This is a genomic window from Sphingopyxis panaciterrulae (assembly GCF_014199295.1).
Lineage (GTDB): Bacteria > Pseudomonadota > Alphaproteobacteria > Sphingomonadales > Sphingomonadaceae > Sphingopyxis > Sphingopyxis panaciterrulae.
The window spans coordinates 31,393-45,803 of record NZ_JACIJH010000006.1 but is presented as its reverse complement, the minus strand read 5'-3'; the positions used below and the strand labels follow the sequence as shown (position 1 = coordinate 45,803).

The 14,411-nt window shown below is 68.0% G+C and carries 11 protein-coding genes; 4 read left to right on the top strand and 7 right to left on the bottom strand.

Annotated features, from left to right (window positions below; genetic code table 11):
- Positions 1-39: 39 nt before the first annotated feature.
- Complete coding sequence (locus FHR21_RS10665) at positions 40-441, bottom strand: MerR family DNA-binding protein (RefSeq protein ID WP_184098041.1); 402 nt, start codon at positions 439-441, stop codon at positions 40-42.
- Between the two features lie 42 nt (positions 442-483).
- On the opposite strand from FHR21_RS10665, the gene FHR21_RS10660 reads away from it, so the two are divergent.
- A complete protein-coding gene (locus tag FHR21_RS10660) occupies positions 484-1,221 on the top strand; it encodes a glutaredoxin family protein (protein WP_184098039.1) in 738 nt (245 codons plus the stop codon).
- A gap of 60 nt (positions 1,222-1,281) precedes the next feature.
- Positions 1,282-2,853 carry an alkaline phosphatase D family protein gene (locus FHR21_RS10655; RefSeq protein WP_184098037.1) on the top strand — a complete coding sequence of 524 codons (1,572 nt, stop codon included), beginning with the start codon at positions 1,282-1,284 and terminating at the stop codon, positions 2,851-2,853.
- A 128-nt stretch (positions 2,854-2,981) separates the two neighbouring features.
- Here the strand turns inward: FHR21_RS10655 and FHR21_RS10650 are convergent, their stop codons facing one another.
- A complete protein-coding gene (locus FHR21_RS10650; RefSeq protein ID WP_184098035.1) occupies positions 2,982-4,589 on the bottom strand; it encodes a M20/M25/M40 family metallo-hydrolase in 1,608 nt (535 codons plus the stop codon).
- A 142-nt stretch (positions 4,590-4,731) separates the two neighbouring features.
- Between FHR21_RS10650 and FHR21_RS10645 the strand changes: the two genes are divergently transcribed.
- Both FHR21_RS10645 and FHR21_RS10640 read left to right on the top strand, forming a co-directional pair.
- On the top strand, positions 4,732-5,937 hold the full coding sequence (locus FHR21_RS10645) for an alkaline phosphatase family protein (protein WP_246427177.1): 1,206 nt from the start codon (positions 4,732-4,734) through the stop codon (positions 5,935-5,937).
- A 43-nt stretch (positions 5,938-5,980) separates the two neighbouring features.
- Complete coding sequence (locus tag FHR21_RS10640; RefSeq protein WP_184098031.1) at positions 5,981-6,439, top strand: MaoC family dehydratase; 459 nt, start codon at positions 5,981-5,983, stop codon at positions 6,437-6,439.
- A 19-nt stretch (positions 6,440-6,458) separates the two neighbouring features.
- Here FHR21_RS10640 and FHR21_RS10635 read toward each other — a convergent pair whose 3' ends face one another.
- From FHR21_RS10635 to FHR21_RS10615, 5 genes are all read right to left on the bottom strand, one after another.
- Positions 6,459-6,959: a hypothetical protein gene (locus FHR21_RS10635; protein ID WP_184098029.1), complete on the bottom strand. Its 501-nt coding sequence runs from the start codon at positions 6,957-6,959 to the stop codon at positions 6,459-6,461.
- A 151-nt stretch (positions 6,960-7,110) separates the two neighbouring features.
- Positions 7,111-8,241 (bottom strand): endo-1,4-beta-xylanase, encoded by a 1,131-nt coding sequence (locus FHR21_RS10630; protein WP_184098027.1) that lies wholly within the window; start codon positions 8,239-8,241, stop codon positions 7,111-7,113.
- Positions 8,238-9,572, bottom strand: a complete 1,335-nt coding sequence (locus FHR21_RS10625) for an MFS transporter (RefSeq protein WP_184098025.1) — start codon at positions 9,570-9,572, stop codon at positions 8,238-8,240. Before FHR21_RS10625 ends, FHR21_RS10630 begins: the two co-directional genes overlap by 4 nt.
- A 4-nt stretch (positions 9,573-9,576) precedes the next feature.
- A complete protein-coding gene (locus tag FHR21_RS10620; RefSeq protein ID WP_184098023.1) occupies positions 9,577-11,958 on the bottom strand; it encodes a glycoside hydrolase family 3 N-terminal domain-containing protein in 2,382 nt (793 codons plus the stop codon).
- Entirely contained in the window at positions 11,955-14,357 is a 2,403-nt protein-coding gene (locus FHR21_RS10615; RefSeq protein ID WP_420825278.1) for a glycoside hydrolase family 3 N-terminal domain-containing protein, read from the bottom strand. Before FHR21_RS10615 ends, FHR21_RS10620 begins: the two co-directional genes overlap by 4 nt.
- Positions 14,358-14,411: the final 54 nt, after the last annotated feature.

Sequence of the window (14,411 nt, the reverse complement as noted above, 5' to 3'; positions counted from 1 at the left end):
CACTGTCCGTAACCGGTCGAAAAGCCGGCTGTCGAAATCTCAAGGCTCGAACGCCGCCAAGATCGGGCACGGCCCCTTGTCGCTCGCCGCGCATTGATCTGCCAGGCGCGCGAGCGCGGCGCGGGCTTCGGTCATCTGGGCGATCTTTTCGTCGAGCGCCGCGATTCGCTGCCGCGCGAGATTGCGGACGCGGACACGGTCGTCGCTTTCCTCGAGCGCGAGCAGTTCCGATATCTCGTCGAGCGTGAAGCCCGCCGCCTGCGCCGCACGGATGAACGTCAGGCGCCTGAGATCCTTGTCGCCATAGCGGCGGATGCCGCCGCCCCAGCCGTCACCGCCGCTGCGCACCGGCGTGCCGAGCAGGCCGCGGCGCTGGTAATAGCGGATCGTCTCGACCCCGACCCCGCCCGCGGCGGCCAATTTGCCGATGGTGAATTGCATCGCTTGACTCCGTACCATGGTACGGATGCTATATGGGACGGCATGACGAAACAGGCAATCCTCCATCGCATGGTCATGAAGGACCATATCTGCCCCTATGGGCTGAAGGCGAAGCATCTGCTGAAAAGCCGGGGCTTCGCGGTCGACGACCGCTGGCTGACGACGCGCGCGGAAACCGATGCGTTCAAGGCCGAGCATGGCGTCAAGACGACGCCGCAGACCTTCATCGACGGGGTTCGCATCGGCGGTTATGACGATCTGCGCCGCCATTTCGGGCTGAAGGTCGCCGACCCCGATGCGACCAGCTATACGCCGGTGATCGCGCTGTTCGCGATGACCGCGCTGACGGCGCTCGCCGCGGGCTTTGCCGTCGACGGCGACGCCTTCACCCTGCGCGCCGCCGAATGGTTCATCTCGTTCAGCATGATCGTGCTGGCGCTGCTGAAATTGCAGGACGTCGACAAGTTCGCGACGATGTTCCTGAATTACGACCTGCTCGCGCGGCGCTGGGTGCCCTATGCGAGCATCTACCCCTTTGCCGAGGGATTCGCGGGCGTGCTGATGACCGCGCACGCGCTGCCGTGGCTGTCGATCCCGGTCGCGCTGTTCATCGGCGGAATCGGCGCGGTGTCGGTGTTCAAGGCGGTCTATATCGACAAGCGCGACATCAAATGCGCCTGCGTCGGCGGCAGCAGCAGGGTGCCGCTGGGCTTCGTCTCGCTGACCGAGAATCTGATGATGATCGCGATGGCGGTGTGGATGGCGGCGACGGCCCTGTAGCGAGCGGATAGGGGCTGGGCTATGCCGCTGCCGTCGAGTCGTCCTGCCTTCGGAGCGCCCATGCTGAACCGCCGCCACTTCATCGCCTCCGCCACGCTGGCCGGGGTCGCCGCCCCCGCGATCCTGCGCGCCGAGGGCGGACTGTTCCGCGATTTCCCGTTCAGCCTCGGCGTCGCGGCGGGCGACCCGTCGAGCGACGGCTTCGTCATCTGGACGCGGCTGGCGCCCGAGCCGATGGCGCCGCACGGCGGCATGCCGCTGGCGCCGGTGCCGGTCGACTGGGAGGTCGCGAGCGACGGGGGCTTTCGCGACGTCGTGGCCAAGGGCACCGAACTCGCGCATCCCGAACTGGGCCACAGCGTCCATGTCGAGGTCGCGGGCCTCAAAGCCGACCGGCCCTATTATTACCGCTTCACCGCCGCCGGCGAACGCAGCCTGCGCGGCCGCGCGCGCACCTTGCCCGTGGTCGGCGCCAGCATCGACGCGCTGAAGTTCGGCGTCTGCGGCTGCCAGCATTTCGAATCGGGCTATTTCGGCGCCTATCGGCATCTGGCGCGCGAGGAGCTGGCATTCGTCTATCACTATGGCGACTTCATCTATGAATATAGCCAGGATTATCTGTTCAGCGACGGACTGCCGAGCCGGCCGGTGCGCCGGAATGCGTTCCGCAACCTGATCGACCTGTCCGATTTCCGCACCGCATACAGCCAGCAACTGGGCGATGTGGATTTGCAGGCGGCGCGCTGCAGCCACGCCTTCCTGTCGAGTTTCGACGATCACGAAATCCGCAACGACTGGGTGTCGGACCGCGACAATTGGAAGCTGGGGCTCGACGCCGAGGACCCCGACGCGCCGCCGCCCGAAGTCTTCATGCTGAAGAAACAGGCGGCGATGCAGGCATGGTACGAGCATATGCCGGTGCGCCGCGCGCTGCTGCCGCGCGGGGGCATGGTCGCGCTGAACCGCGAGCTGCGATATGGCGATCTGATGTCGATGCAATTGCTCGACACGCGGCAGTATCGCAGCGACCAGCCGTGCGGCGACGGTTTCAAGCCCGCCTGCCCTGGGGTGTTCGACAAAAATGCGCAGGTGCTGGGCAAGGCGCAGGAGGAGTGGCTCGCGAAGACTCTGGGCGAAGGCGGCGCGGCGTGGAACGCGATCGCGCAGCAGGTGACGATGATGTCGCTCGACCGGCGGCGCTATCCCGACGAGACGCAGAAGATCCTGAACCTCGATAGCTGGGCGGGCTATGAGGTGGCGCGCGAGCGGATGCTGGCGCGGCTGGGCGGGGTGAAGAACGCCGTCGTGCTGACCGGCGACGAGCATCAGAATTTCTGCGGCGACCTGATCCGGCAAGACAAGGTGGTCGCCGGCGAGTTCGTCGGCACCTCGATTTCGAGCGGCGGCGACGGCAGCGACAAGCGCAAGGGCACCGACGAATGGCTGGCGCGCAACCCCGAGCTGAAATTCGCGAACGACCAGCGCGGCTATCTGGTCTGCGACGTGAACCGCGAGGCGTGGCAGACGCATTTCATGGTCGTCGACAAGGTGACGACGCCGGTGAACAGCCTGTCGAAGCGCGCGACGGGGGTTGTGGAGAATGGCGTCGCGGGGATCAGGATGTCGGCGTAGATATCTCCGAGTCTAACGACAATCGTCATTGCGAGGAGCGTAGCGACGAAGCAATCCAGGACAGCTTGTCACCGCTCTGGATTGCTTCGCTTCGCTCGCAATGACGATTCAAATCAACGCTATCGCTCTCACTCGTTCGGATCCTTGTATTTGAACGGATCATAGGCCGAGGGCTGGCTCGGCACCGGGAAGCGCGGCAGGGTCTTGTCGCTGTTCGCCGAGGCGAGCAGCATGCCCGCCATCACCACCGAAGCCTGGCGCAGATCCTCTGCCTTCAGATGGTCGTAGGTGTCGGCGCTGCTGTGGTGGGTGCGCGAGCCGTAGTCGAGCGGGTCCTGGATGAACTGATAGCCGGGGACGCCGACCGACTGCATGAAGACATGATCGGTGCCGCCGGTGGTCGCGGCGACGACGCGGCCCGCGCCGAGGCTGGCGTAGGGGGTCAGCCATTCCTTGAGCAGCGGCACCGCGGCGACATTGCCCTCGGCATAGATGCCGCGCAGCTTGCCCGAGCCATTGTCCATGTTGAAATAGGCCTTGAGGTCGTAATAGCCGGGCTTCGGCGTGATCGGATAGCGGTTCGGCCAGCCGTAATAGAGGAGGTTGCCGTCCTCGCCCTCCGCCGGGCCGGGCCGCGAGGCGAGATATTTGTCGATATAGGACAGCGAGCCGAGCAGCCCCTGCTCTTCCCCGCTCCACAACACGAAGCGGATCGTGCGTTTCGGGCGGACGCCGAGCGCCTTGATGATCCGCGCCGCCTCCATCACCACAGCGCTGCCCGCGGCATTGTCGGTCGCTCCGTCGGCGGCGACCCAACTGTCGAAATGCGCGCCGGCCATCACATAGCCCGCCTTGGGATCGCTGCCGGGAATGTCGGCGATGATGTTGTAGGCTTTGGTGTCGCTGTCGTCGAAGCGGACGTTGCTGTCGATTTCGAGCTCGGGCGCCGGGCCCGACTTGGCGAGGCGCGCAAGGCGGCGATAATCCTCGGCCGCGAGCTCGATGCCGGGCAGCGTCAGCGTGTGGCCGGCGCGGTAATTATAGCCTTCTCCGTGCACGAGCTTGCCATCGCGTTTCGATTCGCGGACCCAGGCGACCGCGCCCTCGGCCTTCAGGAAGGCGTCGAGCTTTTCGGGGAAAGCGACGCGCTCGAGGCGGCGATTGAGCGAATCGGGATCGTATTTGGGCTGACGGAACGAATCGAGCTTTTCGAAATCGCTGCTGTCGAGACGGTGAAAGCCGGGTTTGTCGGCTTCGCTGCCGTCGCCGGGAAGCGTGACGAGCACGATCTTGCCCGCGAGCTTGCCCTTCCATTCGGCGAAATGCTCTTCCTTGGTCATCGGCGCGACGATGACCGGAGCGGAGACCGCGCCGTTCGTCGGCGGCGTCCAGGCGACCGGAATCGCGGTGAGCGCGAGCGGGCGCGGGCTCATCATGCGCGCGGAGACCGAAACGATCTCCCACCCGCGGCCGAATTCGAAGCCGTCGCGGTGGACGTCGGCCAGACCCCAGCCGTTGAACTTGTCGATCGCCCATTGCTCGGCGCGGCGCATGCCCGGCGAGTTGGTGAGGCGCGGACCGAGCCCGTCGGTCATCTCCTGCGCGATCGTCATGACCTGGCTGTGGTTCATGCCCTGGTCGATCAGGCGGTTGGTGTCGTCGGCCTTCTGCCCCGCAGCCGGCACGGCGACAAGCGCCGCCCCCGCCATCATCATGGCGACCAAAGTCTTTTTCATTTTCGGCTTCCCCTTGTTGCGATCGAAACCGGATGCACCATCCAGGCCGAAGAAATGCAAGGAAATTTCCGACCGACATCCCATGGGCAACGACGCACGACTTGTCGCCTTGCCGTCATCCGCCCATCGTAGCGCGATGACCATGACCCGAATCGTCTCGCTGATCCTCGCGCTTTTCTGCATCGCCGCCCAGCCGCTCCGCGCCGAAGAGGCGGACGCGCGCAAGCCGGTCACCATCCTGGTCTCGATCGACGGCTTTCGCGCCGATTATCTGGACCGCGGCCTGACGCCGCATATCGCGCGGCTCGCGGCCGAGGGTGCGCACGGCAGGCTGCGCCCGTCCTTTCCGACCAAGACCTTTCCCAATCATTATGCGATCGTCACCGGCAAGCGCCCCGACAGCAACGGCATCGTCGGCAACCGGATGATCGACCCGCGCCGCCCCGGCCAGATCTTCAGCCTGGGCGACGCGAAACAGTCGCTCGATCCCTTCTGGTGGGACGAGGCCGAGCCGGCGTGGGTGACGGCGGACAAGGCCGGGGTGCGCAGCGCGACGATGTTCTGGCCGGGCAGCGAGGTCGCGATCCACGACGCGCGGCCGATGGACTGGCAGCGCTTCGACCAGCATGTGTCGGGCGCGCAGCGCGTCAACGCCGTGCTCGACTGGCTGCGGCGCCCGGCCGATATCCGGCCCGCATTCGTCACCCTCTATTTCGACATCGTCGATACCGCCGGGCACCGCTTCGGCCCCGACAGCGCCGAGGTGAATACAGCGATCGGCGAGGTCGACGCGCGGATCGGCGACCTCGTCGCGGGACTCGCGGCGATGCGGCAGCCCGCGCACCTGCTGATCGTCGCCGATCACGGGATGCGCGCGGTCGATGCGTCGCGGGTGATCCAGCTTGCCGACCTGATCGACCTTCCCAGCATCATCGCGGTCGAAACCGGCCCCTATGCCGCGATCGAACCCGCCGCCGCGACCGACGAGCGCGTGTTCGAGGCGCTGCTGAAACCGCATGAGCATATGGACTGCCACCGGCGCGAGGCGTTGCCCGCGCGGCTTCATTATGGGCACAACCCGCGCGTCGCGGCGATCATCTGCATCGCCGAGCCGGGCTGGTCGATCATCGCGGGCGAGCCGCAATGGCCGGTCGCGGGCGGGGCGCACGGATACGACAACCATGACCCCGAGATGCTGGCGCTGTTCGTGGCGTCGAATGCCGGCCTGACGGGCGATGTCGGCACGGTCGACAATATCGAGGTCTATCCGCTGCTGATGACGCTGATCGGCGTCGCGCCGCTGCCAAGCGACGCGGCGGGGGTGCTGTTGCAGCGTCTGGCGAAATAGACGGCTTGCCTTCGGCGCATCGGCCAAGCCATAGGCTGGCGCCATGCTATACTATGAAGATATCGAGGTCGGCGCGGTTCAGCGTTTCGGGGACAAGCTGGTGACGCGCGAGGAAGCGATCGACTTCGCCGGCAAATACGACCCCCAACCCTTCCACCTCGACGATGCGGCGGCGGCGGCAACCTATTTCGGGCGATTGTCGGCGAGCGGATGGCACACCGCGGCGATGGCGATGCGGATGATCGTCGACGACATGAAGGCGCACGAGCAGGCAGGGCTCGGTTCGCCGGGGATCGACGAGCTACGCTGGCTGAAGCCCGTCTATCCCGGCGACACGCTGCGCTGCGAGAGCGAGGTGCTGAGCAAGCGGCGCTCGGCGAGCCGGCCCGAGATGGGTCTGTTCGAATCGAAACTCACCGTCCTCAACCAGCATGACGAGCGGGTGATGACGATGCGCTCGACGGGCCTGATCCGCGTCCGCGATCCGCAGCAAGCAGCGTAGCGCGGACGCGAGTGCCGCGTCAGGCGTCGCAGCTCCATTGGCCGTCGAAGCTGCGCTCGCCGCCATAGGTGCGCGCGGCGGTCAGCGTCGCGGCATTCTTTGCCCCATCGGCGACGCGCGCGACCTCCAGCTTCATGCCGGGGCCGGACAGGGTCATGCCCTTGTCGAGCGCCTTGAAGCCGCCCGAGCCCGCGACGCGCAGCACCTTGCCGCTGATCTTGTAGGCGCCGGAGGCGAGTTCGTCGTCGCCGATGCTGGCCTTGGCGACAAGCGCGGGACCAGGCTGGCCCTTGATGATGAAACGGCATTCATGATCGCCGTCGAGGCGCAGCAATTCGCTCTTTTCGATCGCGGTCAGCTCGATCGGCGCGTCGCCGCCGGTGTCGGGGAGCTTGCTGTCATCCTTGGCGGTTTCGGTGGTGGTTTCGGCCTGGGCCGGCTTGTCTTCGGTCTGGGCCTGGCCCGAACAGGCCGCGAGCAGGAACAGGACGCCGAGCGGCGCCACAAGAGGGGATCGCATCAATTTTCTCCTTTGGTCCACAGGAGGAGCGCGCCAGAGCCCACTCGCTCCCGGTAACGCCGAATCCCGTAACGAGCGGCCGCCAGTCGCGCAAGGGCGGGCATGACATCGATTACCGCCAGTCGGGCAAATGCCGCCTTCGAATGGAGAATCAGCCCGCCGCGGCGAGGCTTTGCGCGAGCGCGGCGCGCATCGGCTTGGCGCGATAGCCATCGTCATAGGGACAGGCACGCACCGCAAGCCCGTCGTCGCGCGGGGCGAAGCCCTGGAGCCAGCTATAGCGGTCGACCATCCCCCAGGCGAGAATGTCGCCGAGCTGGCGATAATCGAGCATCAGGTCGAAATAACGGCGCGTGTAATCGGCGATCTTCGCGTCGCGTAGCGCGATATCGCCGGGAAGCGCCCTGTCCTTGACGTCGGATTCGGTGACGAGCAGCCGATACCCCATGCCGACGACCTCATCGAGGAAGGCGCGCCATTCGCGCTCGCGATAGGGGCCGACGCCGGTCGCAGGGTCGAGCGCGAACATCTCGATATGCGACTGGACGCCGAGCGCGTCGACCGGAACGCCGCGTTTGCGGAAACCTTCGAGCAGGCGCAGCACGTCGGCGCAATGTTTCGCATGCTGCGGCTCCCAGCTCATATAGTCGTTATAGACGAGCTCGGCATGCGGCGCGGCATCGCGCGCGGTGTGAAAGGCGAGATCGAGCACTGCCTCCGCGTTGCCCATCGCGCGCGACAGGCTGGTTTCGATCGGTGCATTGCGGTCGTGGTCGATCGCCTCGTTGACGACGTCCCAGCTTGCGATCGTGCCGCCGTAGCGCGCGACGACGGTGCGGATATGCGTGGTGAGCAGCCGTTCGGCCTCGGCGGCGGGATTCGCACCGAAATCATAAGTATTGAGCCAGTCTGGAAACCATTTCGGACGGTGCCAGAGCAGGGTGTGGCCGCGCACCGCGAGGCCGCCCTGCCTCGCCCAGCGGACGATGCCGTCCATGCCGCGAAAGTCGAAGGCGTCGGGCGATTTGCGCAGCCACTGCCACTTCATCTCATTTTCCGGAACGACGATGCCGCATTCGCGCCGGACCAGCGCCGCATAGGCGGGATTCTGGACCGAGCCCGAGTCCCGGCTGCGCGGATTCCAGGCGATCGCGCTGCCGAAGCGGCGTCCCCCTGCCCTTGCCAGCGCGTCGAGCGACGGATCGGCGGCCGTTCCGGCGCGGGCAGCGACGGGGAGCGCGGCAAGGCCGGCGAGCGCCTGGCGGCGGGTGAAACGCGTCATACGGTCGGCTCCGGACTGGGCGCGAATATGGGCTCCATGTGTGGAACGAGGAGCTGGATCGCGCCGAGGGCGATGAGATAGGCAAGTCCGGCGTAGAGCAGGATCGGCAGATAGGAACCGGTGAGCTGAAGCGTCCAGCCGGTCGCCTGCGCGATCGCTATGCCGCCGAGCGCGCCCGCCATGCCGCCCATGCCGGCGACCGTGGCGACGGCGCGGCGTGGATAGAGATCGCCGATCATCGCGAAGATGTTGGACGAGAAGGCCTGATGCCCCGCGGTGCCGAGGCCGATCAGCGCGACCGCGACGGCGGCGTTCGGGGCATGGACCACCCCGACAAGCGGCAGCGCGCAGAGCGCCGCGACAAGCAGGGTCGTCTTGCGCGCACGGTTGACGCTCCAGCCGCGCCGGATCAGGTGCGACGACAGCCAGCCGCCCGCAACCGAGCCGATGTCGGCGAGCAGGTAGACGGCGATCAGCGCCGGACCGATCGTCGCGAGGAGACCGGTGTCGCCCGTCGGGAAGAGTTCGAGCCCCTGCGTCCGCGCGAAGAAATCGGGGAGCCAGAACAGGAAAAGATACCAGACGGGGTCGGTGAAGAATTTGGCGGCGACGAAATACCAGGCCTGGCGCTGGCGCAGCGCCTGCCCCCAGCCGAGCGGCGGCCCCGCGGGGTCCTCGCCATCCTGTTCGATATAGACGCGCTCGGCCGCGGTCAGGCGCGGATGGTCGGCGGGCGCGCGATAGAGGCGGAGCCAGGCGGCGAGCAGGACGAGGCCGAGCAGCCCGGTGACGAGAAAGGCGGCGCGCCAGCCGAAGGCGCCCGCAACCGCGATGCCGACCAGAGGGGTGAGCAGCACCCCGACATTGGCGCCGGCGTTGAGGATGCCGACCCCGAGCGCGCGCTCGCGGCGCGGGAACCATTCGGCGACCGACTTGACCGCGCCCGGATAGGCGGCGCTTTCGGCGAAGCCGAGCGCGGCGCGCGCGAGGACGAATTGGAGCACGCTGCGCGCGCCGGCGTGAAAGGCAGCGGCGAGGCTCCACAGGGCGATGGCGATCGCCAGCCCGCGCCGCGTCCCGACGCGGTCGAGCCAGCGCCCGACGAGGAAGAGTCCGATGCCGTAGCTCGCCTGAAAGGCGGTGACGATATTGCCGTAATCTACCTCGCTCCACCCCATGTCGGTTTCGATCACCGGCTTGAGCACGCCGATCACCTGACGGTCGACATAGTTGATCGTGATGACGAAGAAGAGCAGCGCGCAGATCGCCCAGCGGAAGCGGCCGGGCGGCGGAGCCGGAATCGCGGGATCGGAGGCGGCGGGCGCGGGCATCGCGCTATCCGATGGTGAAGCCGGCGCGGCGAAGATCGGCCGAACTGGCGCCAACGCCGACCGCGATCGGGCCGGGCACGACCGTCTCGCGCATCGCGGCGTCCCGGATCGCGAGCTCGCGCGGGCCGAGGGTGAAAGTCAGGCGCCGCCGCTCACCGGGGCGGAGCGCCACGCGGCGGAAACCCTTGAGCGCGAGCAGCGGCTGGGTGACCGACGCCTGGGTGCGGCCGACATAGAGCTGGACGACCTCGTCGCCCGCGCGGTCGCCGATATTGGCGACGTCGACGGTGACGGTCACCTGGCCGTCGGGAGCGATGCGGCCGGCCGACAGATGCGGCTGGGAGATGGAGAAGCGGGTGTAGCTGAGGCCGTGACCGAAAGGGAAGAGCGGCGCGGTGTCGTCGAACAGATAGCCGCGGCGCGCGCTTGGCTTGCGGTTGTAGAAAAGCGGGATCTGGCCGGCATCGCGCACGACGCTGACCGGCAGCCTCGCGCCGGGGTTGATGTCGCCGAGCAGCGCCTCAGCGATCGCGGTGCCGCCCTCCTGCCCCGGATACCAGCATTCGAGAAGCGCGTCGGCTTTCGCGACGACGTTCGGCCAGCTCGGCGGGCGGCCGTTGATCGCGCAGACGATCAGCGGCTTGCCGAGCGCGGCGAGCGCGTCGACGAGATCGTTCTGATCGCCGACGATGTCGATGTCGGTGCGGTCGCCGAGATGATCGGCGGCGAAGCCTTCGCGGCTCGTCTGCTCGGTGTCGCCGATGGCGAGGATGATGCGGTCGGCGCCGCGCGCGACCTCGACCGCTTCGGCGATCAGTTCGAGGTTGCGGGCGCGCGGCGCGAGTTCGACCGCATCGGCCGCGCGATCCTCGCTGGTGGTGATGAAGACGCCCTGCGCGGTGACGAAATCGGCATCGGGCGCGATGGCGCGCAGGCCCCCGATCAGGCTGACCGCCTGCTTCGGCACGCTCGAATAGCCACCGAGACGCGCGATGGCGTGGTTGGGGCCGATGACCGCGACGCGGCCCATGGTGCGGCGGTCGAGCGGCAGCGCGCCGTCCCTGTTGACGAGCAGGCACAGCGACTTGCGCGCCGCCTCCAGCGCGAGCGCGCGCGCTTCGGCATTGCCGGTGATCGCACGCGCCTTCGCCTTGTCGCCATAGGGATTTTCGAACAGCCCTGCACGGAACTTGAAGGTCAGGATGCGCGCGCAGGCGCGGTCGATCAGCACGATGGGCACGCGGCCCGCGGCGACGCTGTCCGCCAGCGTCGCGAAGGCGCGGCCCTCGGGCAGTTCGCTGTCGACGCCGGCTTCGAGCGCGAGGCGCGCCGCCTCGGCCTCGTCGGCGGCGACATGGTGCAGGGTCGCGAGTTCGTGGACGCCGCCATAGTCGCTGACGACCAGCCCGTCGAAGCCCCATTCGCCGCGCAGCACGTCGCCGAGCAACCAGCGGTTCGCGTGGCTCGGCACCCCGTCGATCTCGTTATAGCTCGGCATCACCGCGCCGACCGAGGTGCGGCGGACGACCTCGCGGAAGGGCGGGAAGAAATTCTCGCGCAGCTCGCGCTCCGAGATCGGCGCGGGGGCGACATTGTTGCCGCCCTGCGGCTGGCCGTGGCCGGTCATATGCTTGAGCGTCGCGAAAACCTTGCCCTCGGCGAGCCGCTCGAGCCTGCCCGGTCCCTGCAGTCCCTCGACCGCGGCGACACCCATTTCGGCGCAGAGGAACGTATCCTCGCCCCAGCACTCCTCGATCCGGCCCCAGCGCGGGTCGCGGACGATGTCGACGACGGGCGAGAGGACGAGCGGGACGCCGCGTGCGCGCACCTCGCGCGCGATCACCGACTGGACGCGGCGCATCAGGTCGGTGTCGAACGTCCCGGCGAGCGCGATCGCCTGCGGAAACATCGTCGCCTCGGTCGCCATATAGCCGTGGAGCGATTCCTCGTGGAGCAGCACCGGGATGCCGAGCCGCGTGTCCTCCACCGCCCAGCGCTGAAGCGCGTTGATGAAATCGATCGTCTGGTCTGGCGTGCGCCAGCGCGCCGCGGTGCCGCCCGCGGCGCCGGTGATGCCGGGCACGCCGCGCTTGTCCGACGGGCGGGTGACATGGCCGATGCCGTCGGGAAAGGCCGCGCTGGCTTTCGCCCGATCGAAGGCGAGGCCGTCGATCATGTCGCCCTTCGCGGCCCAGGCGGTGCGGATCTGCGCGATCTTTTCGGGCAGGGTCATCCGCGCCATCAGGTCGGCGACACGCGCGGGTATGGGCGCGGCGGCATCCCGATAGCGCGGCGGGGCGAGCGCGGCGGCGACCGGCGCGCGCGCGAGGGCGAGCGCGGCGAGGCTGCCGCCCGCGAGCAGACGCAGGGCGGCGCGGCGCCTCACGGCGCCACCGTCAGCTTCGCGTCCTTGACCTCGGCCGAACTGGCGCCCGCCATGATCGTGAAGCTGCCGGGTTCGACGACGCGCTTCATGTCCGCGTTCCACAGCGCGAAGGCGTCGGGGCGGATGAGGATCGCGACCTGCCGCGTCTCGCCGGGTTTCAGCGTCACGCGCCGGAAGCCGACGAGCTCCTTGACCGGGCGGGTGACCGAGCTGACGTCGTCGCGCAGATAGATTTGCACCACCTCGTCGCCGGCCATGCCGCCGCGATTGGTGACCGGGACGGTGACGGTGACGCCCTCCCCCGGCCGGATCGTCGATTGCGACAGGACCGGCGCGCCGAGGTCGAACTGCGTGTAGCTGAGCCCGAAGCCGAAGGGCCAGAGCGGGGTCGCTTCGTCGAACAGATAGCCGCGATGCGCGCTCGGCTTGTAATTGTAGAAGATCGGGAGCTGGCCGACGTTGCGCGCGACGGTGACGGGCAGCTTGCCGCCGGGATTGATGCGCCCGAACAGCGCGTCGGCGATGGCATTGCCCTGCTGCTCGCCGGCGTACCATGTTTCGAGGATCGCGTCGGCCTGTGCGGCGATCGCCGGATAGCTCGGCGGGCGGCCGTTCACCAGCACCGCGACGACCGGCTTGCCGAGCGCCTTCAGCGCCTGGAACAGGTCGAGCTGCTGTCCGACGAGGTCGAGCGCGGTACGATCGCCGAGGTGGATGTCGGCCCAGCCCTCGCGGCTCGTCTGTTCGGTATCGCCGATGAAGAGGAGGATGGTGTCGGCGCCTTTCGCGGCCTCGACCGCGGCGGCGATGCGGCGGCGGTTCCCAGCCGGGTCGGCGAGCTTCACCTCGTCCGCCCACCAGTCGTCATCCTCGGTGATGACGACGCCCTGCGAGTGGACGACCGTCGCCCGGTCGCCGACGAGCGCGCGGATGCCGGCGAGCGGGCTGACGCTGGCGCGCGGTTCGCCATAATAGCCGCCGAGGCGGGCGACGTCCGCGTTAGGGCCGATCACCGCGATGGTCGGCTTCTTTCCCGACGTGGGCAGCGCGAGCGGGAGAACGCCGTCGTTCTGGAGCAGGACGAGCGATTTTTCGGCGGCCTTGCGCGCGAGCGCGACACCCTCGGCCCCGTTCGATTTCTGCGCCTCGGCAAGGTCGGCCCACGGATTTTCAAACAGGCCGGCGTTGAACTTCATCGTCAGCAGGCGCGCGACGGCGGCGTCGACCGCCTCCACCGGCACCCGGCCGCCCTTCGCCAGCGCGAGCAGATGGTCGAAGCCGCCGCCCTCGGGCAGATCGACGTCGACGCCCGCTTCGAGCGCGATCCGCGCCGCGCTGGCATTGTCGGCGGCGATATGGTGGAGGCGGGCGAGGTCCTCGATCGCATAATAATCGCTGACCACCGCGCCCCGATACCCCCATTCGCCGCGCAGCACGTCGGTGAGCAGCCAGTGGTTCGCGTGGCTCGGCACCCCGTCGATCTCGTTATAGCTCGCCATCACCGCGTCGATGCCGGTGCGCTTCACCACCTGTTCGAAGGGCGGGAAGAAGATTTCGCGCAGCGTGCGCTCGGCGATCGGCGCGGGGCCGACATTGGTGCCGCTTTCGGGCTGACCGTGACCGGTCATGTGCTTGAGCGTCGCGAGAACATGGCCGGGGCCGATCTTTGCCGACCTCCCCTTCCCCTGCAGCCCCTCCACCGCCGCAACGCCGAGTTCGCCGACGAGGAAGGGGTCCTCGCCGAACGTCTCCTCGATGCGGCCCCAGCGCGGGTCGCGCGCGACGTCGACGACGGGCGAGAGAGTGAGGTGCACGCCGCGTGCGCGCACCTCGCCCGCGATCAGCGCGTTGACGTCGCGGACGAGATCGGGGTCCCAGGTCGAGGCGAGCCCGATGGCCTGCGGGAAGGCGGTCGCGTTCTTCGCGGCGAAACCGTGGAGCGATTCCTCGTGAAAGAGGATGGGGATGCCGAGGCGGGTGTGCTCGCGCGCCCATTTCTGCGCGGCGTTCACATAGGCGACGCTGGCCGCGATCGAGCGGCGGGGGACGACCCGCGGGCTGACCGGGCCGCTGGTGTCGGAGGGCCGCGCGATCTGGCCGATGCCGTTCGGGAACGCCGCCGACGCCTTTACGGGATCGAAGGTGAAATCGGCCGCCTGGACCTTTTTCTTGCCGTCCCAGATGGTGACGATCTGCGCGACCTTTTCTTCGAGCGTCATGCGCGCGAGCAGGTCGGCGACGCGTTGCTCGACGGGCAGCGCCGCGTCCCAATAGGGTGCGTCGGCCATCGGACGCGCGACCGCTTCGTCCTGCGCGAATCCGGGCGCGGCAAACACGCCGGCCGCGAGCATCGAACCCATGGCTGCCGCCAGCAGAACGGCCTTGAAACGCCCCGTCATCGCCTCTCCCCAATGTATGCGGACTTGACTGCGCCGCTGTTTTTGATAGCGCTA